Origin of the sequence: Stenotrophomonas sp. STK16_22 (assembly GCF_051984505.1) — a bacterium.
Taxonomy (GTDB): domain Bacteria; phylum Pseudomonadota; class Gammaproteobacteria; order Xanthomonadales; family Xanthomonadaceae; genus Stenotrophomonas; species Stenotrophomonas maltophilia_A.
In genome coordinates this window covers 3,283,833-3,306,165 of sequence record NZ_CP196972.1, presented here as the reverse complement: position 1 = coordinate 3,306,165, position 22,333 = coordinate 3,283,833, and the positions used below count along the sequence as shown (strand labels likewise).

17 protein-coding genes and 2 tRNA genes are annotated in these 22,333 nt (G+C 64.9%); 18 read left to right on the top strand and 1 reads right to left on the bottom strand.

Features of this window, described 5'->3' with window-relative positions:
- Positions 1-3: 3 nt before the first annotated feature.
- From nuoF to pnp, 18 genes are all read left to right on the top strand, one after another.
- Positions 4-1,344: an NADH-quinone oxidoreductase subunit NuoF gene (nuoF, locus tag ACSYAO_RS15530; protein WP_049462726.1), complete on the top strand. Its 1,341-nt coding sequence runs from the start codon at positions 4-6 to the stop codon at positions 1,342-1,344.
- Positions 1,341-3,575, top strand: a complete 2,235-nt coding sequence (nuoG, locus tag ACSYAO_RS15525) for an NADH-quinone oxidoreductase subunit NuoG (protein WP_049462727.1) — start codon at positions 1,341-1,343, stop codon at positions 3,573-3,575. Before nuoF ends, nuoG begins: the two co-directional genes overlap by 4 nt.
- Positions 3,572-4,666 carry an NADH-quinone oxidoreductase subunit NuoH gene (nuoH, locus tag ACSYAO_RS15520; protein WP_006381129.1) on the top strand — a complete coding sequence of 365 codons (1,095 nt, stop codon included), beginning with the start codon at positions 3,572-3,574 and terminating at the stop codon, positions 4,664-4,666. Before nuoG ends, nuoH begins: the two co-directional genes overlap by 4 nt.
- A gap of 3 nt (positions 4,667-4,669) precedes the next feature.
- Positions 4,670-5,158: an NADH-quinone oxidoreductase subunit NuoI gene (gene nuoI / locus ACSYAO_RS15515; RefSeq protein ID WP_006381128.1), complete on the top strand. Its 489-nt coding sequence runs from the start codon at positions 4,670-4,672 to the stop codon at positions 5,156-5,158.
- Positions 5,159-5,167: 9 nt separating this feature from the next.
- Positions 5,168-5,824 carry an NADH-quinone oxidoreductase subunit J gene (locus tag ACSYAO_RS15510; protein ID WP_032128645.1) on the top strand — a complete coding sequence of 219 codons (657 nt, stop codon included), beginning with the start codon at positions 5,168-5,170 and terminating at the stop codon, positions 5,822-5,824.
- Entirely contained in the window at positions 5,821-6,126 is a 306-nt protein-coding gene (nuoK, locus tag ACSYAO_RS15505; protein WP_005417921.1) for an NADH-quinone oxidoreductase subunit NuoK, read from the top strand. The genes ACSYAO_RS15510 and nuoK overlap by 4 nt, the downstream gene beginning before the upstream one ends.
- A gap of 7 nt (positions 6,127-6,133) precedes the next feature.
- Positions 6,134-8,293: an NADH-quinone oxidoreductase subunit L gene (nuoL, locus tag ACSYAO_RS15500; RefSeq protein WP_049462728.1), complete on the top strand. Its 2,160-nt coding sequence runs from the start codon at positions 6,134-6,136 to the stop codon at positions 8,291-8,293.
- A gap of 23 nt (positions 8,294-8,316) precedes the next feature.
- The gene (locus ACSYAO_RS15495; protein ID WP_005410452.1) at positions 8,317-9,825 is read left to right on the top strand and encodes an NADH-quinone oxidoreductase subunit M; all 1,509 of its coding nucleotides are present in this window, start codon (positions 8,317-8,319) and stop codon (positions 9,823-9,825) included.
- Positions 9,826-9,840: 15 nt separating this feature from the next.
- Entirely contained in the window at positions 9,841-11,301 is a 1,461-nt protein-coding gene (gene nuoN, locus ACSYAO_RS15490) for an NADH-quinone oxidoreductase subunit NuoN (RefSeq protein WP_049462729.1), read from the top strand.
- 129 nt (positions 11,302-11,430) lie between these two features.
- Positions 11,431-11,507 (top strand) — tRNA-Met (locus ACSYAO_RS15485).
- A gap of 82 nt (positions 11,508-11,589) precedes the next feature.
- Positions 11,590-11,666: transfer RNA gene (locus tag ACSYAO_RS15480), tRNA-Met, on the top strand.
- 366 nt (positions 11,667-12,032) lie between these two features.
- Positions 12,033-12,623, top strand: a complete 591-nt coding sequence (gene rimP / locus ACSYAO_RS15475; protein WP_005410450.1) for a ribosome maturation factor RimP — start codon at positions 12,033-12,035, stop codon at positions 12,621-12,623.
- A 4-nt stretch (positions 12,624-12,627) separates the two neighbouring features.
- Complete coding sequence (gene nusA, locus ACSYAO_RS15470) at positions 12,628-14,139, top strand: transcription termination factor NusA (protein ID WP_005410449.1); 1,512 nt, start codon at positions 12,628-12,630, stop codon at positions 14,137-14,139.
- A 92-nt stretch (positions 14,140-14,231) separates the two neighbouring features.
- Positions 14,232-16,877, top strand: a complete 2,646-nt coding sequence (infB, locus tag ACSYAO_RS15465) for a translation initiation factor IF-2 (protein ID WP_149909458.1) — start codon at positions 14,232-14,234, stop codon at positions 16,875-16,877.
- A 132-nt stretch (positions 16,878-17,009) separates the two neighbouring features.
- Positions 17,010-17,393, top strand: coding sequence for a 30S ribosome-binding factor RbfA (rbfA, locus tag ACSYAO_RS15460; protein WP_005410447.1), 384 nt, complete (start codon positions 17,010-17,012; stop codon positions 17,391-17,393).
- A gap of 107 nt (positions 17,394-17,500) precedes the next feature.
- Complete coding sequence (gene truB / locus ACSYAO_RS15455) at positions 17,501-18,409, top strand: tRNA pseudouridine(55) synthase TruB (RefSeq protein WP_049462111.1); 909 nt, start codon at positions 17,501-17,503, stop codon at positions 18,407-18,409.
- Positions 18,410-18,581: 172 nt separating this feature from the next.
- Positions 18,582-18,842 (top strand): 30S ribosomal protein S15, encoded by a 261-nt coding sequence (gene rpsO / locus ACSYAO_RS15450; protein ID WP_005410445.1) that lies wholly within the window; start codon positions 18,582-18,584, stop codon positions 18,840-18,842.
- Between the two features lie 151 nt (positions 18,843-18,993).
- Complete coding sequence (gene pnp / locus ACSYAO_RS15445; RefSeq protein ID WP_134951918.1) at positions 18,994-21,102, top strand: polyribonucleotide nucleotidyltransferase; 2,109 nt, start codon at positions 18,994-18,996, stop codon at positions 21,100-21,102.
- Positions 21,103-21,236: 134 nt separating this feature from the next.
- Here the strand turns inward: pnp and ACSYAO_RS15440 are convergent, their stop codons facing one another.
- Complete coding sequence (locus ACSYAO_RS15440; RefSeq protein ID WP_223224731.1) at positions 21,237-22,223, bottom strand: hypothetical protein; 987 nt, start codon at positions 22,221-22,223, stop codon at positions 21,237-21,239.
- Positions 22,224-22,333: the final 110 nt, after the last annotated feature.

The following is a 22,333-nucleotide window of genomic DNA, read 5'->3' as shown; positions in this document are numbered from 1 at the left end:
GGCATGGCACATCACCACGAATCCAAGGGTCCGGTCGGCCCCGCGCCGCTGCCGCACCAGGTGGTCTACACCACCCTGCATTACGACATCCCGTGGTCGTACGAAAGCTACCTGAAGACCGGTGGCTACGCCGCCCTGCGCAAGATCCTCGAAGAGAAGATCCCGCCGGAGCAGGTCATCGAGATGGTCAAGGCCTCGGGCCTGCGTGGCCGCGGTGGCGCAGGCTTCCCGACCGGCCTGAAGTGGTCCTTCATGCCCAAGGGCAACATGCAGAAGTACATCCTCTGCAACTCGGACGAATCCGAGCCGGGCACCTGCAAGGATCGCGACATCCTGCGCTACAACCCGCATTCGGTGGTGGAAGGCATGGCGATCGCCTGCTACGCCACCGGTTCGACCGTGGGTTACAACTACCTGCGCGGTGAGTTCCACCACGAGCCGTTCGAGCACTTCGAGCAGGCCCTGGCCGACGCCTATGCAAATGGCTGGCTGGGCAAGAACGTGATGGGCTCGGGCGTGGACATCGACATTTACGGTGCGCTGGGCGCCGGCGCGTACATCTGCGGCGAAGAAACCGCGCTGATGGAATCGCTGGAAGGCAAGAAGGGCCAGCCGCGCTACAAGCCGCCGTTCCCGGCCAACTTCGGCCTGTACGGCAAGCCGTCGACGATCAACAACACCGAAACCTACGGTTCGGTGCCGGCGATCATCCGCAACGGTCCGGAGTGGTTCAAGGGCCTGAGCCTGACCGCCAATGGCGGCCCGAAGTGCTTCTCGGTGTCCGGCTGCGTGCAGAACGGCGGTAACTTCGAAGTGCCGCTGGGCACCAAATTCCACGACCTGCTGGAAATGGCCGGTGGCCTGCGTCCGGGCCGTACCCTCAAGGGCGCGATCCCGGGCGGCGTGTCGATGCCGGTACTGACCGCGGCCGAGCTGAAGGATCTGCCGATGGACTACGACACCATCCGTGCGCTGGGCTCCGGCCTGGGTTCGGGTGCGATCGTGGTGCTGGACGACAGCGTCTGCTGCGTCAAGTTCGCCTGCCGCATCAGCCAGTTCTTCCACAAGGAATCGTGCGGCCAGTGCACCCCGTGCCGTGAAGGCACCGGCTGGATGCACCGCGTGCTGGAGCGCATCGTCGCCGGCAAGGCCACGATGGAAGACCTGCACCAGCTGAAGGCGGTGGCCGGCCAGATCGAAGGCCACACCATCTGTGCGTTCGGTGAAGCGGCTGCATGGCCCATCCAGGGCTTCCTGCGCCAGTTCTGGGACGAATTCGAGTACTACATCGTCAACGGTCATTCGATGGTTGACGGCAAGAAGGTGGAGGCAGCCGCCGCATGAGCGCGCAACCCGTAAACCCGAACGTGCCACCGGACCACGTGACCATCGAAATCGATGGCAAGTCGCTGGTCGTGCCCAAGGGTTCGATGATCATCCAGGCGGCCGACAAGGCCGGCATTTCGATTCCGCGCTTCTGCTACCACGAGAAGCTGCCGATCGCCGCCAACTGCCGCATGTGCCTGGTGGACGTGGAAAAGTCGCCGAAGCCGGCGCCGGCCTGCGCCACCCCGGTGATGGATGGCATGAAGGTCGCCACCCGCAGCGAGAAGGCACTGAAGTTCCAGCGCTCGGTGATGGAGTTCCTGCTCATCAACCACCCGCTGGACTGCCCGATCTGCGATCAGGGCGGCGAGTGCGAGCTGCAGGACGTGTCGCTGGGCTATGGCCGTTCGGTCAGCCGCTTCAACGAGCGCAAGCGCGTGGTGCCGGACGAGGACATGGGCCCGCTGGTAGCCACCGAGATGACCCGCTGCATCCAGTGCACCCGCTGCGTCCGCTTCACCGCCGACGTTGCCGGTACCTACGAGCTGGGTGGCATGTACCGCGGTGAGAACCTGCAGATCGGTACCTTCGACGGTAAGCCGCTGACCACCGAGCTGTCCGGCAATGTCGTCGACGTCTGCCCGGTCGGCGCACTGACCAACAAGGTGTTCCAGTTCCGCGCCCGCCCGTGGGAACTGACCGCGCGCGAGTCGCTGGGCTACCACGACGCGATGGGTTCGAACCTGTTCCTGCACGTGCGTCGCGGCGAAGTGCTGCGCACCGTGCCGCGCGACAACGAAGCGGTGAACGAGTGCTGGCTGTCCGACCGTGACCGCTACTCGCACCAGGGCCTGTACAGCGAAGACCGTGCGGTCAAGCCGCTGCGCAAGGTCAATGGCGAGTGGAAGGAAGTGAGCTGGGCCGAAGGCCTGGCCGCGGCCGTCGAGATCCTCAAGGCCAACCAGGGCGACAACCTGGGCGTGCTGGTGCATCCGTCCACCTCGAACGAGGAAGGCGCGCTGCTGGCCCGCCTGGCCAAGGGCCTGGGCTCGAGCAACATCGACCACCGCATCAACAACCGCGATTTCTCCGACGCCGCAACCGCCGAAGTGTTCGGCCTGCCGCTGGCCGAGATCGAAGGCGCCGACCGCATCGTCGTTCTGGGCAGCAACATCCGCCACGAACTGCCGCTGCTGCACGCCCGCCTGCGCAAGGCGCAGACCACCAAGGGCGCGAAGATCCACGTCGTCAATCCGGTGGACTTCGACTTCGCCTTCAGCATTGCCGGCAAGCAGATCGTTGCACCGTCGAAGTTCGTCGACGCGCTGGCCAACGCCGAGCTGCGTTCGGCCGTGCAGGGCGGCAACAACACCGTGCTGATCGTTGGTGGCATCGCCGAAAACCATCCGCAGGCTGCCGCGATCCGCGCCGCCGCGCGTGACTTCGCCGCTGCGACCGGTGCCAAGCTGTGCCGCATCCCGCAGGGTGCCAACGCCGTTGGCCTGACCCGCGCAGGCGTGCTGCCGGCCGGCAAGGACGTCGCCGCAATGCTGGCGCAGCCGCGCCAGGCCTACGTGGTGTACGGCCTGGAGCCGGGTCTGGACTTCGCCGACGCCCCCGCCGCGCGCAAGGCGCTGGTCGGCGCCAAGGTGGTGGCCTTCAGCCAGTTCGCATGCGTCTCCACCCGCGACGTTGCCGACGTGATCCTGCCGATCGGTGCGCTGCCGGAAATCGACGCCACCCTGACCAACCTCGATGGTCGCGAGCAGTCGGCGCGTGCCGGCGGCAAGCTGCCGGGCGAGGCCCGTGAGGGCTGGCGCGTGCTGCGCGCCCTGGGCGGTGAGCTGGCGGCAGCCGGTTTCGACTTCACCGACCTGGCCGGCCTGCGCGCCAGCCTGGCCCCGGTGTCGGTCGCCGTTGCCGCCTCGGCACAGCCGGTGGTTGCCGGCGAAGGCCTGGAAGTGGCTTCGACCGCCGCGATCTACCGCACCGATGCGGTGGTCCGTCGCGCCCCGGCGCTGCAGTCGCATCCGCTCAACAACGCCCCGCGCATCGTGCTGAACGCTGAAGATGCCGCTCGCCTGCAGCTGCAGGAAGGGCAGATGGCCAAGGTCGGCACCGATGCCGGCAAGGCCACCCTGCCGGTGGTGATCGACGCCCGCGTCGCTGCGGGTTCGGTCTGGATTGAATCGGGCCACGGCGCGACCGCGCCGCTGGGTGCCGCTCGCGTAACGGTGGTGGCTGCATGAACGAATTGCTGTTGAACGCGGTCGATCCGCTGCACCAGTGGCTGCTTGGCCTTGGTGACATCGGCGCGCTGATCTGGATCATCCTGAAGATCCTGGTGATCACCGTTCCGGTGATCATCTCGGTGGCCTTCTACGTGGTCTGGGAACGCAAGCTGATCGGCTGGATGCACGTCCGCCACGGCCCGATGTACGTGGGCATGGGCATCTTCCAGGCCTTCGCCGACGTCTTCAAGCTGCTGTTCAAGGAAGTGGTCCAGCCGAGCAGCGCCAACAAGGCGATCTACCTGCTGGCCCCGCTGATCACCCTGGCTCCGGCCTTCGCGGCCTGGTCGGTGGTCCCCTTCGATTCGCAGATCGTGCTGTCCAACGCCAACGCCGGCCTGCTGTACCTGCTGGCGATGACCTCGCTGGGCATCTACGGCATCATCCTGGCCGGTTGGGCATCCAACTCGAAGTATGCGTTCCTGGGTGCGATGCGCGCCTCGGCGCAGATGATCAGCTACGAAATCGCCATGGGCTTCGCCCTGGTCGGCGTGATGATCGCGTCGGGCAGCCTGAACCTGAGCAACATCGTGATGGCGCAGGCTGGCAATTCCGGTTTCTTCGACTGGTTCCTGCTGCCGCTGTTCCCGCTGTTCGTCATCTACTGGGTGTCGGGCGTTGCCGAAACCAACCGCGCGCCGTTCGACGTGGTGGAAGGTGAATCGGAAATCGTCGCTGGCCATATGGTCGAGTACTCGGGCGGTGCGTTCGCGCTGTTCTTCCTGGCCGAATACGCCAACATGATCCTGATCAGCTTCCTGATCTCGATCTTCTTCCTCGGCGGCTGGCTGAGCCCCATCCAGGGCTGGGTCAACTTCGGCGACGTCTCGCCGCTGGTCGACTGGATCTGGAAGGGCGGTGCACCGTGGCTGTTCGTCAAGGTGTTCTTCTTCGCCAGTGCCTACATCTGGTTCCGTGCCAGCTTCCCGCGCTTCCGCTATGACCAGATCATGCGCCTGGGCTGGAAGGTCTTCATCCCGCTGGCCATTCTGTGGATCGCGGTTACCGCCGTCATGGTGTTCTTCGGCGTGATTCAAAAGGGCGTCTAAGTGATGAACAGGATTACCCATTACTTCAAGAGCCTGCTGCTGCTCGAACTGCTGGGCGGCCTTTGGCTGACGCTGAAGTACAGCTTCAAGCCCAAGTACACGATGATGTACCCGATGGAGAAGTTCCCGCAGTCGCCGCGCTTCCGTGGCCTGCACGCCCTGCGCCGTTACCCCAACGGTGAAGAGCGCTGCATCGCCTGCAAGCTGTGCGAAGCGGTGTGCCCTGCATTGGCCATCACCATCGACTCGGCCAAGCGCGAAGACGGCACCCGCCGTACCACGCGCTATGACATCGATCTGTTCAAGTGCATCTTCTGCGGCTTCTGCGAAGAAAGCTGCCCGGTGGACTCGATCGTCGAAACCCACATCCTCGAGTATCACTTCGAGAATCGTGGCGAAAACATCGTTACCAAGCCGCAGCTGCTGGCCCTGGGCGACCGTCTCGAGTCCGAGATCGCCGAGCGTCGCGCCGCCGATGCCGCTTACCGCTGAGGTCGAGAGATGGATTGGGTAAATATCGCTTTCTGGGTGTTCGCCATCGCGGCAACGGTTTCGGCCGGTGCGGTGATCAGCGTGCGCAACCCGGTTCACGCCGTGCTCTGCCTGGTGCTGACCTTCTTCTCCATTGCCTGCGTGTGGCTGCTGGTCGGCGCCGAGTTCCTCGGCGTGGCGCTGGTGCTGGTCTACGTCGGCGCGGTGATGGTGCTGTTCCTGTTCGTGGTGATGATGCTCGACATCGACCCCACCAAGCTGCGTGAGGGCTGGGTCCGCTACCTGCCGGTCGGTCTCATTGTTGCCGTGGCGATGCTGGTGCAGATGCTGATCCTGATCGGCGTGAAGGGCAGGGCGGTCAACCCGTTCCCGGCCGACAATGCCGCCGCGGTCGCTGCCGACAGCTCCAACGTCACCTGGCTGGCGCGTACGCTGTTCACCGAGTACCTGCTGCCGTTCGAGTTCGCCGCCGTCATCCTGACCGTGGCCGTGGTTGCCGCCGTGATGCTGACCTTGCGCCGCCGTACCGGCGTGAAGAGCCAGAACCCGGGTGAGCAGACCATGGTCAAGGCCGGCCAGCGCCTGCGCATGGTCAAGATGGGCGCCGAAGCGCCGGTCGTGCACAGCAACAGCAAGCCGGCCGCCGGCGAGGAGACCCAGCCGTGATTACCCTTGGCCACATCCTTGCGCTGGGCGCGGTGCTGTTTGCCATCAGCCTGGCCGGCATCTTCCTCAACCGGAAGAACGTCATCGTCCTGCTGATGTCGATCGAACTGATGCTGCTGTCGGTGAACATCAACTTCGTCGGCTTCTCGCGGCAGCTGGGCGATCCGTCCGGCCAGCTGTTCGTGTTCTTCATCCTGACCGTCGCCGCCGCGGAAGCCGCCATCGGCCTGGCGATCCTGGTGACCCTGTTCCGTACCCGCCGCACGATCAATGTCGGCGAAGTCGATTCGTTGAAGGGCTGATCCACAGATGGAAATCACTCTCTCCAAGAGTCTGTTGATCGCAGTGGTGCTTGCACCGCTGTTCGGCAGCATCATCGCCGGCCTGTTCGGTCGCCAGGTCAAGCGCTTCGGCGCGCAGACCATCACCATCCTCGGCGTCGCGGTTGCCTGCGGCCTGTCGATGTACACGCTCTACCAGCTGCTGTGGGGCGGTGCGCAGCCGTTCAACCAGAACATCTACACGTTCTTCGAAGTCGGCCAGTACTCGGCCCACGTCGGTTTCATGGTCGACAAGCTGACCGCGATGATGATGGTGGTGGTGACCTTCGTGTCGCTGCTGGTCCACATCTACACGATCGGCTACATGCAGGACGATCCGGGCTACCAGCGGTTCTTCAGCTACATCTCGCTGTTCACCTTCTCGATGCTCACCCTGGTGATGAGCAACAACTTCCTGCAGCTGTTCTTCGGCTGGGAAGCGGTGGGCCTGGTGTCGTACCTGCTGATCGGCTTCTGGTTCAAGCGCCCGACCGCGATCTTCGCCAACATGAAGGCGTTCCTGGTCAACCGCGTTGGTGACTTCGGCTTCCTGCTCGGTATCGCCGGCGTGCTGTGGGTGTTCGGCACCCTGGACTACTCGCAGGTGTTCTCGCAGGCCGGCATGCTGGCTGACCCGCGCGCCCAGCTGCAGATCTGGGACGGCACCCTGTTCGGCATGCAGCTGCTGAACGAGCCGGTGATCTGGTCGATCGCCACCGTCATCTGCATCTGCCTGTTCATCGGTGCCATGGGCAAGTCGGCCCAGGTCCCGCTGCACGTGTGGCTGCCGGACTCGATGGAAGGCCCGACCCCGATCTCGGCACTGATCCACGCCGCGACGATGGTGACCGCCGGTATCTTCATGGTCACCCGCATGTCGCCGCTGTTCGAGCTGTCGCAGACCGCGCTGAACTTCATCCTGTTCATCGGTGCCACCACCGCGTTCTTCACCGGCCTGATCGGCATCGTGCAGAACGACATCAAGCGCGTCGTCGCGTACTCCACGCTGTCGCAGCTGGGCTACATGACCGTTGCCTTGGGCGTGTCCGCCTACTCGGCCGCCGTGTTCCACCTGATGACCCACGCCTTCTTCAAGGCGCTGCTGTTCCTGGGTGCCGGCTCGGTCATCATCGCGATGCACCACGAGCAGGACATGCGCAAGATGGGCGGCCTGCGCAAGTACATGCCGATCACCTTCGTCACCATGTGGATCGGTACCCTGGCCCTGGTCGGTACGCCGTTCTTCTCCGGCTTCTACTCGAAGGACACCATCATCGAGGCGGCCGAGATCCACGCCCACATGCAGAACAGCTGGGTGGCCACCTATGGCTACTGGGCAGTGCTGGGTGGCGTGCTGGTGACCAGCTTCTACAGCTTCCGCCTGCTGTTCATGACCTTCCACGGCAAGGAGCGTTTCCGCGACGCGCACGACGATCATGGCCACGGCCATGACGATCACCACGCCGCCGATGCCCACCATGGCGATGCCCATGACGACCACGGCCATGGCCACGGTCCGCATGAACCGCATGAAACCCCGTGGGTGGTGACCCTGCCGCTGATCCTGCTGGCCATCCCGTCGATCGCCATCGGTTTCTTCAGCATCGGTCCGATGCTGCACGGCACCGACTGGGCCGGCAACCATGCGCACGAGGCGATCAAGGGCCAGGCGCAGACGTTCTTCACCGGCATCGTCGACTTCTACGATCCGGCCAAGAACACCGTCGCGTTCCTGGGTGAAGAGTTCCATGGCCCGGTCGCGTTCGCGCTGCACGGCATGATGCTGCCGCCGTTCTGGCTGACCCTGGCGGGCTTCCTGCTGGCTGCGCTGTTCTACCTGTGGAAGCCGGACCTCTCGGGCAAGGCACGCAAGACCTTCGCCCCGATCGTTTCGGTGCTGGAAAACAAGTACGGCTTCGACAAGCTGTGGATCGAAGGCTTTGCCGGTGGCAGCGTCAAGCTGGGCAAGGTCTCGCGCTGGATCGACAGCAACATCGTCGACGGCGTGGTCAATCTCTCGGCACGTGTTGTGGACGTTGCAGCCGGCGTGCTGCGTCGTACCCAATCCGGTTTCCTCTATCACTACGCCTTCGCGATGATCATCGGCCTGATTGCCCTGCTGGGCGTGCTGATGCATTACCTGCGTTGATGACCTGTACGGAATAAGAAGACGTGTCGAACTGGCCTCTACTCAGTGTCCTCATCTGGCTGCCGATCATCGGTGGCGCCCTGATCCTTGCGATCCGTGATGCACAGACTGCCCGCTGGGCGTCGCTGGGCGTCGCGGTGCTCACCTTCGTTGCAAGCCTCTCGCTGCTGAGCGGCTACAACGCGGGCATCGACGGCCTGCAGTTCGTCGAGACCCATGCCTGGATCCCGGCGTACAAGATCGGCTACAACCTGGGCGTGGACGGCATTGCCGTGGCGCTGATCCTGCTGACCACCCTGGTCAGCGTGCTTGCCCTGATCGGCGCCTGGAGCGCCATCGACAAGCGCGTCAACCAGTACGTGGCGGCCTTCCTGATCCTAGAAGGCGTCACCGTCGGCATCTTCGCCGCGACGGACGCGATGCTGTTCTACGTGTTCTTCGAAGCCATGCTGATCCCGATGTTCCTGATCATCGGTGTCTGGGGTGGCCCGCGCCGCATCTACGCAGCATTGAAGTTCTTCCTGTACACCTTCCTCGGCTCGGTGCTGATGCTGGTGGCGCTGATCTACCTGTACATGAAGGGCGGCAGCTTCCAGCTGGCCGACCTGTACGCGCTGCCGCTGTCGGCCAAGGAACAGACCTGGATCTTCTTTGCCTTCCTGATCGCCTTCGCGGTCAAGGTGCCGATGTTCCCGGTCCACACCTGGCTGCCGGACGCCCACGTGGAAGCGCCGACCGCCGGTTCGGTGATCCTGGCCGCCATCGCCCTGAAGATCGGTGGCTACGGCTTCCTGCGCTTCAACCTGCCGATCGTCCCGGACGCGTCGCAGGAATGGGCCTGGCTGGTGATCGCGCTGTCGCTGATCGCGGTGATCTACGTCGGCCTGGTCGCCCTGGTGCAGGACGACATGAAGAAGCTGATCGCCTATTCGTCGATCGCGCACATGGGCTTCGTCACCCTGGGCACCTTCATCGCCCTGTGGCTGGTGCGTGAAGCCGGCAACGCCGATGCTGCCCGCCTGGGCCTGCAGGGCGCCATGGTGCAGATGATCTCGCACGGCTTCGTGTCCGGTGCGATGTTCTCCTGTGTCGGCGTGCTGTACGACCGCATGCACAGCCGCCGCATCGCCGATTACGGCGGCGTGGTCAACGTGATGCCGTGGTTCGCCACCTTCGCCATGCTGTTCTTCATGGCCAATGCGGGCCTGCCGGGCACCAGCGGTTTCGTCGGCGAGTTCATGGTCATCCTGTCGGCCTTCCAGCGTAATCCGTGGATCGCACTGGGCGCGGCCACCACTCTGATCATCGGCGCCGCCTACACCCTGTGGCTGTACAAGCGCATCTTCTTCGGCGAAGTGGCCAACAGCCACGTGGCCGAACTGAAGGACATCAACGGCCGCGAATGGCTGGTGCTGGGCGTGTTCGCCATCGGCGTGCTGGCCCTGGGCATCTACCCCAAGCCGCTGACCGACCTGATGGAGCCCTCGATCGCGAAGCTGGCGATGCAGATCGCATCCAGCAAGCTGCTGTAATTCCAGGATTTGATGATGACCACCTCGCCGCTGCTGCCATTGACCGCCGCTGACCTGCCACCGCTCGCTCCCGAGCTGGTGCTGATCGGCAGCGCCTTCGCCCTGATGATCCTCGACCTGTTCGTCAGCAACCGGAACAAGATCGTCACCCACCTGTTCTCGCTCGCTGCGCTGGCCGTGGTGCTGTTCATGCTGGCCACCGGCGTGGGCGGGCAGGGCGAGGTCTTCCATGGCATGTTCGTGCGCGATACCGCCGCGGACGTGATGAAGACCGGGATCGTGCTGCTCAGCGGCCTGACCCTGGTCTACGGCTGGCGCTACCTGCGTGACCGCAACCTGTTCCAGGGCGAGATCCCGGTGCTGATCCTGTTCGGCACCGCCGGCATGATGATCCTGGTCTCGGCCGGCAGCCTGCTGATGGTCTACCTGGGCCTGGAACTGCTGGCGCTGTGCTCCTACGCACTGGTTGCCAGCAACCGTGAGAACGGTCTGGCCTCGGAAGCGGCGATGAAGTACATCGTGCTGGGTTCGCTGGCCTCGGGCCTGCTGCTGTACGGCATGTCGCTGATCTACGGCGCCACCGGCAGCCTGCACCTGGACATCATCCGTGACGCCATCCCGCATTCGGAAGAGCGCGTGCTGCTGATCACCGGTGCGGTGTTCATGATCGCCGGCGTCGCCTTCAAGCTGGGTGCCGCACCGTTCCACATGTGGCTGCCGGACGTGTACCAGGGTGCCCCGGCACCGATCGCACTGTTCATCAGCTCGGCGCCGAAGCTGGCCGCCTTCGGCATGGCCTACCGCCTGCTGGAAATGGGCGTGGGTCCGCTGTCGACTGAGCTGCAGCTGCTGATCGCCGGCCTGGCCGCGGTCTCGCTGGTCATCGGCAACCTGATGGCCATCGCGCAGAGCAACCTCAAGCGCATGCTGGCATTCTCCACCGTCTCGCACATCGGCTTCCTGCTGATGGGCATCGCCGGTGGTGGCGCGCAGGGCTATGCCGCCGCGCTGTTCTACGCACTGGCCTACGCCATCATGTCCACCGCCGCCTTCGGCGCGATCATCGCGCTGTCGCGTGCCGGCTTCGAAGCCGAGAACATCGAAGACTTCAAGGGCCTCAATGCCCGCAACCCGTGGATGGCCGGCCTGGTGCTGTGCATCATGGCGTCGCTGGCCGGCATCCCGCCGTTCCTGGGCTTCTGGACCAAGCTGGCGGTGCTGGGCGCGGCCGTCAACGGGGGCCTGCTGTGGCTGGCCATCCTCGGCGTGCTATGTGCCGTGGTCGGCTGCTTCTACTACCTGCGCGTCATCAAGGTCATGTACTTCGATGAGCCGGTGGGCGAGGCCATGCCGCGCAGCAACGACCGCGTGCTGGGCCTGGTGCTGGGCGTGAACGCGCTGGCGCTGCTGGCGCTGGGCCTGGCCTGGAACCCGATCATGGTCTGGTGCCAGCAGGCATTTGCGCATCTTGCATAAAAGTTGACACAAAGCTGCGCGATTCGTGTAATATGCGCAGCCTGAGTTGTCACTGCAGCGGTTCAGCCAGAACATCGTTGCGGTAGCCCTCCTCGAAAGAGAGTAGGGCAGCAGTTCAAACACTTCCGGTGCGGGGTGGAGCAGTCTGGCAGCTCGTCGGGCTCATAACCCGAAGGTCGCAGGTTCAAATCCTGCCCCCGCTACCAACTTCAGATCGGCGCCAACCGGTTTGATGAATGAGGGAAAGCTTGCATTTTTTGGAGCCAACGCTCATAATTCCGCTTCTGATGCGGGGTGGAGCAGTCTGGCAGCTCGTCGGGCTCATAACCCGAAGGTCGCAGGTTCAAATCCTGCCCCCGCTACCAAGTAAAGAGATCGCCTTCGAAGTCCTGCTTCGAAGGCGTTTTTCTTTGGGCGGCTGCGTCGTTTCTGCGTGATCGGGGTCAGCTCCCTTTTCCGCGGGAAAGGGAGCTGACCCCAGGTCCGCACCTTGCACCAGCGCGGTGCAGCCGCTATCATCAGTGGCCTAGCAGTACCCCTGAAGGCGGCCTCCCGGCGGGAGTCCGGACCCGGAAGGAGGGCCGCAACCGGCAGGCACTGCAGGTTGCAACCGGAATCCAGTCACCGGAGTCTTTCCGGAAAAGGGGCCCAGCGGGCCCTTTGTCGTTTCCGGGGCGTCATGTTTTCACGCCGGCCAAGGCCGGCACCCAACCAAGAGATCAAGGCAGGCTGTGAGCGACAAGGCAACCGACATCGCGAATCTGCTCGCCCCGACCGTTGTGTCGCTGGGCCTGGAGCTGCTGGGCGTTGAGTATCTGCCGGCCCCCGGCGGTGCGACCCTGCGCCTTTACATCGACGTGCCGCTGGCTGAACAGCCCGAGCGCATCATCAATGTCGACGACTGCGAGCGGGTCAGCCGCGAAGTGTCGGCGCAGCTGGACGTCGAAGACCCGATCAGCGGCAATTACACGCTGGAAGTGTCCTCGCCGGGCGTGGATCGCCCGCTGTTCAACCTGGAGCAGTTCGCTCGCCACCAGGGTGAATCGGCCAAGGTCACGCTGAAGCTGCCGCAGGACAACCGTCGTCGCCTGCAGGGCCGTATCGAGGCAACCGACGAGGCCGCAGGCACCATCACCTTCATCGTCGACAAGACCGAAGTGGTGGTGTCGGCCGACAACATCGACAAGGCACGGATCATGCCCGACTGGGTGGCGCTGGGGCTGGCCCCGAGCAAGCCGACCGGTCCGGCGCCGAAGCGTCCGAAGCCGAACACGAATTCTTCTTCCAACGAGCCGGCGGCAAAGAAGCCGCGCGCGGAGTGAGCCAATGAGCAAGGAACTGTTGCTGGTAGTCGACGCGGTCGCCAACGAGAAGGGCGTGCCGCGTGAAGTGATCTTCGATGCCATCGAGGCCGCCCTGGCCTCGGCAGCGAAGAAGCGCTATCCCGACGAGGAAGTGCTGACCCGCGTGGTCATCGACCACAAGGATGGCAGCTACGAAACCTTCCGCCGCTGGGAAGTGGTGGCCGACGACGTGGTCATGGAATCGCCGGACCGCCAGATCCGCCTGATGGACGCCGTCGACGAAGCCGAAGGCGTGGACGTCGGCGACTACATCGAAGAGCAGATCGAGAACCCGGACTTCGGCCGCATCGCCGCCCAGGCCGCCAAGCAGGTCATCGTCCAGCGCGTGCGCGAAGCCGAGCGCCAGCAGGTCGTGGATGCGTGGAAGGATCGCGTCGGCGAACTGATCACCGGTGTGGTCAAGCGCGCCGAGCGCGGCAACATCTATGTCGACCTCGGTGGCAATGCCGAAGGCTTCATTCCGAAGGACAAGGGCATTCCGCGCGACGTGCTGCGCGCCGGTGACCGCGTGCGCGGCTACCTGGCCGAAGTCCGTTCGGAACCCCGTGGCCCGCAGCTGTTCATCAGCCGCGCCGCCCCGGAATTCATGATCGAGCTGTTCAAGCTGGAAGTGCCGGAAGTCGGCCAGGGCCTGGTGGAAATCAAGGCCTGCGCACGTGATCCGGGCGACCGCGCCAAGATCGCCGTGCTCGCCCACGACCAGCGCACCGATCCGATCGGTGCCTGCATCGGCATGCGCGGTTCGCGCGTGCAGGCCGTGTCCAACGAGCTCAATGGCGAGCGCGTGGACATCGTGCTGTGGAACGACAACCCGGCCAACTTCGTCATCAACGCGATGGCGCCGGCCGAAGTGCAGTCGATCATCGTCGATGAAGACAAGCACTCGATGGACCTGGCCGTTGCCGAAGACCGCCTGGCCCAGGCGATCGGCAAGGGCGGCCAGAACGTGCGCCTGGCCAGCCGCCTGACCGGCTGGCAGCTCAACGTGATGACCCAGGACCAGGTCACCGCCAAGTCGGAGGCCGAGCAGGCTTCGGCCCGCCAGCTGTTCATGGACAAGCTGGAAGTGGACGAGGAAATCGCCGGCATCCTGGTCAGCGAAGGCTTCGGCACTGTCGAGGAAATCGCGTATGTCCCGGTCGGCGAACTGCTGGCCGTGGAAGGTTTCGACGAAGACATCGTCGAAGAGCTGCGCGCTCGTGCCCGCGATGCGCTGCTCAATGAGGCCCTGGCAGTCGAAGAAGGCCTTGAAGACGGCCAGCCGGCGCAGGACCTGCTGTCCCTGAAGGGCATGGACGAAGCCACCGCATATGCGCTGGCCGGCCACGGCGTGCGTACCAGCGAGGACCTGTCCGACCTGGCCGCCGACGAGGTCATGGACTTCGGCATCGAAGGACTGGATCAGGCGCGCGCCGCTGCGCTGATCCTGGCCGCCCGTGCCGAAGAGATCGCCCGACTGGAACGCGGCGAATGAGCCGGCAATGAACAGGGCCCTGAGCCGCTCAGGGCGTAGAATCCGCGCCACCTCCAGATGCGGGGGGGCGCCCACAAGATCATAGGATCCGAATGTCGCAGCAAACCACCATCCGCAAGCTTGCCGAACTGGTCAACACGCCGGTCGAAAAACTGCTGGAACAGCTGGCCGGTGCCGGCATGAAGTTCAGCGGTCCCGACCAGGTCGTGACCAGCTCCGAGAAGGTGAAGCTCCTGGGCTTCCTTCGTCGTTCGCACGGCAAGCCCGAGCAGGCCCCGGAAGAGAGCGATCAGTCTGCAAAGAAGATCACGCTCAACCGCCGGAAGCAGCAGGAAGTGACGGTCAATTCCGGTCGCAGCAAGACGACCGTGAATGTCGAGGTGCGCCAGAAGCGCACCTACGTCAAGGATGGTGCGCGCGCCATGACGCCGGACGAAGAGCGCGCCGACATCCTGCGCAAGCTGGAAGAGTCGCGCGCCCGCAACCTCGCCGAACAGCAGGCCCTGGCCGAGAAGGATCGTCTGCGCGACGAAGCCATCGTCCGTGCCCGTGAGGAAGAGATTGCGGCCAAGGAGCGCGCAGAGGCCGAGAAGAAGGCTGCCGAGGAAGCTGCGGCCGCCGCCAAGGCTGCCGAGGCACTGGCGGCCAGCAAGCCCAAGCGCGCTCCGATCGATGAAACCGCGCCGCGTCCGCCGCGCACGCCGGCCGCCGCTCCGGCTGCGCCGCGCAGTGCACCGCCGCCGCCGCGCAACGACGACCGCAACAACCGCAGCGCGCCGCGCAACGAGCGCGGCCCGGGCGACCGTTTCGCCGGCCAGATGCACCTGTCGGCTGCTGACCGTGCGCGTCGTGGCAACAGCAACAACAGCAACACCCGTGGTCGGCCGGGCGGCCGCAACCAGGCCGGTGGCCGTCGCGACATGTCGCGCGGTGGCAACAATGCCGGCCCGCACGCCTTCGAGCGTCCGACCGCACCGGTGGTGCGTGAAGTGGCGATCGGCGACACGATCACCGTGGCCGACCTGGCGCAGAAGCTCGCGCTGAAGGGCGGCGAGGTGGTCAAGGCGCTGTTCAAGATGGGCGTGATGGCCACCATCACCCAGTCCATCGACCACGACACCGCCGCGCTGGTGACCGAAGAACTCGGCCACAAGGCGATCCGTGCCAACGACAACGACGCCGAAGACGCACTGCTGGCCTCGACCGGTGAAAACCAGGGCGAAGCCACCCAGCGTCCGCCGGTGGTCACCATCATGGGCCACGTCGACCACGGCAAGACCTCGCTGCTGGATTACATCCGCCGCACCAAGGTCGCCACCGGCGAAGCCGGCGGCATCACCCAGCACATCGGTGCTTACCACGTTGATACGCCGAAGGGCGTGATCAGCTTCCTGGATACCCCGGGCCATGCTGCCTTCACCTCGATGCGTGCCCGCGGCGCCAAGCTGACCGATATCGTGGTGCTGGTCGTGGCCGCCGATGACGGCGTCATGCCGCAGACCAAGGAAGCGATCCAGCACGCCCGTTCGGCGGGTGTGCCGCTGATCGTGGCGATCAACAAGATCGACAAGTCCGACGCCGACCCGATGCGGGTCAAGAACGAACTGCTGTCCGAGCAGGTCGTGGCCGAAGATTTCGGTGGTGACACCCAGATGGTGGAGATCTCGGCCAAGACCGGCCTGGGCATCGACGATCTGCTGGACGCCATCTCGATCCAGGCCGAACTGCTGGAACTGAAGGCCGTCGACGAAGGCCGCGCCTCGGGCGTGGTGATCGAATCGTCGCTGGACAAGGGCCGCGGCCCGGTCGCTACCGTGCTGGTGCAGCAGGGCCGCCTGAAGAAGGGCGACTACCTGGTGTGCGGCATCCAGTACGGCCGCGTGCGTGCGCTGTTCGACGAAACCGGCAAGCAGCCGGAGTTCGCCGGCCCGTCCATCCCGGTGCAGGTCCTGGGCCTGTCCGGCGTGCCGGAAGCCGGTGACGACTTCGTGGTGGTCGAGGACGAGCGCCTGGCCAAGGACGTTGCCCAGCAGCGTGAGACCAAGCGCCGTGAATCGCGTCTGGTCGCCACCGCCGGCAGCCGCATGGAAGACATCATGGCGACCCTGGGCAAGGGCGAGGGCCAGCAGGTCCTCAACCTGGTCATCAAGGCCGACGTGCAGGGTTCGGTGCAGGCCCTCAGCCAGGCGCTGGTGGCGCTGTCCAACGAAGACATCCGCATCAACGTGATCCACTCCGGCGTGGGCGGCATCACCGAATCGGACGCCAACTCGGCGGCCGCTTCGAAGGCCACCGTCATCGGCTTCAACGTGCGTGCGGACGCTTCGGCCCGTCGCATCATCGAATCCAACGGCGTGGACCTGCGCTACTTCTCGATCATCTATGACGTGATCGATCAGGTGAAGCAGGTGGCCTCCGGTCTGCTGGGCGTGGAAATCCGCGAAGAGATCATCGGTATCGCCGAGGTCCGCGACGTGTTCCGCAGCTCCAAGCTGGGCGCCGTTGCCGGCTCGATGGTCATCGAGGGCGTGGTCAGGCGCAACAAGCCGATCCGCGTGCTGCGCGACAGCGTGGTGATCTTCGAGGGCGAGCTGGAATCGCTGCGTCGCTTCAAGGAGAACGTCGAGGAAGTCCGCAACGGTACCGAGTGCGGTATCGCGGTGAAGGCCTACAACGACGTCAAGCCGGGTGACCAGATCGAGTGCTTCGAGCGTATCGAAGTGCCGCGCACCCTGTAATGCTGCAAGGTGGCCCGACCAACGGTCGGGCCCCACCATGGACCTGTAGCGCCCGACCGTTGGTCGGGCGACAATCGAATCAAAGGTAGCGCCCGACCCTTGGTCGGGCGACAACTGAACCAAGAGCTCCTCGTGCCCAAGACTTTCCATCGAACCGACCGTGTCTCCGCCCAGCTGCGCCGTGAACTCGGCACCCTGGTGCACAACGCCGTGCGCGAGCATGGGTTGCCCTCGGTGAGCGTGTCCGACGTGGAAATCACCCGCGACATGGCCCATGCCAAGGTGTTCGTCACCGCGCTGATGCCGGAACGTTCGGCCGAAGCCGTGGCCGGCCTGAAGGAGCTGGGCTACCGCCTGCGCATGGACCTGGCGCGCGCGATGAAGCTGCGCCACGTGCCGGAGCTGCATTTCCACTACGACGACTCGGTCGACCGTGGTGAGCACATCGACAACATCCTGCGCGACCTGCCCGATACGCTGGCCGCGGAGAAGCGTCGCGAGAGCGACGAAGAATAACCGCGTGGCGCCGGGCATGCCCGGCGTTGTTGCATTCCGGCTGCGCGATGTCTGATGCAGACCGCGCTGCGGCAGTCGAGCATGGCTCGACCCTACAAAATTCTGCCATGACCCGAATTCAGTTCCGCCGCCTGGATGGCATCCTGCTGCTCGACAAGTCGACCGGCATGAGTTCCAACGCCGCCCTGCAGGTAGCCCGCCGCCTGTTCCGCGCCGAGAAAGGGGGGCACACCGGCAGCCTTGACCCGCTGGCCACCGGCCTGCTGCCGCTGTGCTTCGGCGAGGCAACCAAGATCGCCGGCCTGCTGCTCGGCTCGGCCAAGGCCTACGACGCCGGGATCGTTCTGGGCCAGACCACCGATACCGACGATGCCGAAGGCCAGGTGCTGCTGCAGCGCCCGGTGCCGGCCATCAGTGCCGAAGCGCTGCAGGCCGCACTGGCGGCGCTGACCGGCAACATCCGCCAGCGTGCCCCGATCTATTCGGCGCTGAAGCAGGGCGGTGAGCCGCTGTATGTGAAGGCCCGCCGCGGCGATGTCATCGAAGCGCCCGAACGCGAGGTGCAGGTACATGCCATCGAGGTGCTGGAGCAGCAGCCGGAACGGTTGCGGCTGCGCGTCACCTGCGGCTCCGGCACCTACATCCGCAGCCTGGCCCGCGACCTGGGCGAGGCGCTGGGCTGTGGTGCCCACATCAGCGCACTGCGTCGGCTCTGGGTCGAGCCGTTCCGTGAGCCGGTGATGGTCACCCTGGACCAGCTGCGGGCGATGGTCGAGGCGGGTGACGAGGCGGGCATGGACGCGCTGCTGCTGCCGCTGGCGGCCGGCCTGGCCGAGTACCCGCGGGTCGACCTGGATGCCGACCAGGCCCACCGCTTCTGCGTCGGCCAGCGCCAGCGCGATCTGTCCTGGCCGCGTGGCCTGGTGGCGGTGTTTGGTCCGGACGACGCTGTCCAGGGCCTGGGCCAGGTCGACGAAAGCGGCCTGCTGGCCCCGCAGCGTCGTTTCAACCTCTGACCGGGCCCGGGCGGTTCAGCCCCGGTCCTTGTCCCGGAAGCCCCCGACCGTTACAATTTCGCGGCCGTTTTCCGGCAGCCTGCCTGGCGCAGGTTTCATCCTCGTAGTCCACGGCGAGCCTGGCGGTGCGCGAAGCGCGTTCCTGCCGGCCACGCATCACAGAGAAAATGAAATGTCGATCGACACCCAGAAGGTCATTGAAGACAACAAGCGCAGCTCGGCTGACACCGGCTCCCCGGAAGTCCAGGTTGCGCTGCTGACCGCCCGCATCGAACTGCTGACCGGCCACTTCAAGACCCACAAGAAGGATCACCACAGCCGCCGCGGCCTGCTGCAGATGGTCAACCGCCGTCGCAGCCTGCTCGACTACCTGAAGAAGAAGGACGTCGAGCGCTACAAGGCCCTGATCGAGAAGCTTGGCCTGCGTCGCTAAGCAACGAATCCCCCGCGGCGCAGCGATGCGCCGCGGTTTTGTTTTGTAGTACCGCAATCCCCGATTCGGGCCGGAACGATCCGGCCACCCGCTGGCGGCAAGGGTCGCCGACGGTCCAAATTCGCAGACAGCATCCCCAAGGACACCCTCCGTGGCAAAAATCACCAAAACCTTCCAGTACGGCAAGCACACCGTCACGCTTGAGACCGGCGAAGTCGCCCGTCAGGCCAGCGGCGCCGTCATCGTCAAGATGGACGACACCGTACTGCTGGTCACCGCCGTCGCCGCCAAGAGCGCGCGCGAAGGCCAGGACTTCTTCCCGCTGACCGTCGATTATCAGGAAAAGTTCTACGCCGGCGGCCGTATCCCGGGTGGTTTCTTCAAGCGTGAAGGCCGTGCGACCGAGAAGGAAACCCTGATCTCGCGTCTGATCGACCGTCCGATCCGTCCGCTGTTCCCGGAAGACTACAAGAACGAAGTGCAGATCATCGCCACGGTCATGTCGTTGAACCCGGACGTGGACGGCGACATCCCGGCCCTGATCGGTGCCTCCGCTGCCCTGGCCCTGGCCGGTACCCCGTTCATGGGTCCGATCGGCGCTGCCAAGGTCGGTTACAAGAACGGCGAGTACATCCTGAACCCGACCGTCAGCGAACTGGCTGACTCGCAGCTGGAACTGGTCGTCGCCGGTACCTCCAACGCCGTGCTGATGGTTGAATCCGAAGCCGCGCTGCTGTCCGAAGAAGTGATGCTGGGCGCCGTGACCTTCGGTCACCGCGAAATGCAGAAGGTCATCAACGCGATCAACGAGCTGACCGTCGAAGCCGGCACCAAGCCGTCGACCTGGGAAGCCCCGGCCAAGAACGACGCGCTGATCTCCGCCCTGAAGGAAGCCATCGGCCCGCGCCTGGGCGAAGCCTTCCAGGTGCGTGACAAGCTGCAGCGCCGCGACGCCATCTCGGCAATCAAGAAGGACGTGTTCGAAACCCTGGCTGGCCGCGTGGCCGCCGAAGGCTGGAACCCGGCCGAGCTGTCGAAGGAATTCGGCGAGCTGGAATACCGCACCATGCGTGACTCGGTGCTGGACACCAAGGTCCGTATCGACGGCCGTGCGCTGGACACCGTCCGCCCGATCGCCGTGAAGACCGGCGTGCTGCCGCGTACCCACGGTTCCTCGCTGTTCACCCGTGGCGAAACCCAGGCCATCGTGACCATCACCCTGGGCACCGCCCGTGACGGCCAGGTCATCGACGCCGTTGCCGGTGAGTACAAGGAAAACTTCCTGTTCCACTACAACTTCCCCCCGTTCTCGGTGGGTGAGTGCGGCCGCATGATGGGCCCGAAGCGCCGCGAAATCGGCCACGGTCGCCTGGCCAAGCGCGGCGTGCTGGCTGTCATGCCGTCGCTGGAAGCCTTCCCGTACACCATCCGCGTCGTCTCGGAAATCACCGAGTCGAACGGTTCCTCGTCGATGGCATCGGTCTGCGGTTCGTCGCTGGCCCTGATGGACGCCGGCGTGCCGGTGAAGGCGCCGGTTGCCGGTATCGCCATGGGTCTGGTCAAGGAAGGCGAGCGTTTCGTCGTCCTGTCCGACATCCTGGGTGACGAAGATCACCTGGGCGACATGGACTTCAAGGTGGCCGGTACCGCTGAGGGCATCTCCGCCCTGCAGATGGACATCAAGATCGAAGGCATCACCGAAGAGATCATGAAGCAGGCCCTGCAGCAGGCCAAGGCTGGCCGTCTGCACATCCTGGGCGAAATGGCCCACGGCCTGACCGCTCCGCGTGAAGAGCTGTCGGACTACGCGCCGCGCCTGCTGACCATCAAGATCCACCCGGACAAGATCCGCGAAGTGATCGGCAAGGGTGGCTCGACCATCCAGGCCATCACCAAGGAAACCGGCACCCAGATCGACATCCAGGACGACGGCACCATCGTCATCGCTTCGGTCAATGCCATCGCTGCCCAGGCCGCCAAGGCCCGCATCGAGCAGATCACCTCGGACGTCGAGCCGGGCCGCATCTACGAAGGCAAGGTCGCCAAGATCATGGACTTCGGTGCGTTCGTCACGATCCTGCCGGGCAAGGACGGTCTGGTCCACGTGTCGCAGATCTCCAGCGATCGCGTCGAGAAGGTCGGCGACGTGCTGAAGGAAGGCGATGTGGTCAAGGTCAAGGTGCTGGAAGTCGACAAGCAGGGCCGTATCCGCCTGTCGATGAAGGCCGTTGAAGAAGGCGAAGCCGCCAGCGCCGAATAATCGACCTCCGGTCGATTACGGTAGGTGTCAACCTTGGTTGACACGCTCCTGGAATCGCTGAAATGAAAAAGCGGGCTTCGGCCCGCTTTTTCTTTGCCTGGAATCCTGTGGATGAGGACCGTTGGTCCTTGCACTTACGCGTCTTCTTCGTCCTCCCCCAGCCACCAGACCTGGCCTGGCTCCGGGTCGCTCATCGGGTGCTCGCGCTGTTCGATGGCCTCCAGCACCCGGCCGGGGGCTGCAGCGACCCACACCGCCATGAGCTTTTCCACCGCAGCCCGGCCCTGTGCGGCCACGCCGAGGTCACGTTCGCGTCTCCATTGGTCTTCATCTGGCGCCTCATCACCATGCTGGTGCGGCGTGCCGTAGCTGCAGCGGCGGCACAGCCGGCGCACGGTAGCCGTCCAGTCCTCGACCATGCCGATGCCGGGCAGGGTGATTGCCTCCAGCGCAGCGATGTCATCGGCCGAATCGCACTGCACGAACACGGTGAAGGTCGCCATGTCCGATGCCTGCAGGCGCTGCATCGCGTTGAACACCGGCACCTGGCGCTCGCCGTAGGTGCGATGGCCGGTTGATGCGCCGTCGTGCAGCACGATGTCGCCGAAGCGGAAGCCGCTTTCGGGCAGCGGTACGTTGTCGATGCGTGCACGCACCGGATCAATGCGGCTCATGTACACCACCTCGGCGTCGGACCATGGCGCCAGGCGCACGCAGGCCACGCCGAAGTGGCCCTCGATCGGGCCCTCGCCTTCGGGCAGGGTGATGCCACAGCGGGCCCACTGGCGCCGTGCTTCGGCCCAGTTGCCCATGCCGGTGGCCGCGATGCCGGCATTCCAGGCGGTGGCGACATCGAATTCCCCACGCAGCTGCTCCGATTGCAGGTTGTCCTGCAGTGAGGCAGCCCAGTCGCGCAGGTACTTGTGCGCCAATCCGCGCATGTAATGCAGGTACGGCACTTCGGGGGCGAGTGCGATCAGCTCGCCGAACAGCGCCACCGCCTGCTGCAGGTCGCCCTCTCGGAAGGCGGCGTAGGCGCGTGCCTCCAGGGCCTGGCATTCGTCGAGGGTTTCGTCGTCCAGCAGGTCGCCGTCGTCGAGGTTGTCGTGGTCGGTGCTCATGTCCATGCGCGGTTGAAGGTCCGCGGCTACCTTAGCCGATGCGCGAGCCCGCGAACGCAGCGTCGGCGTGTGTCCTGCTGCAGTGCATGAGGGTCGTTGCATGACTGGTG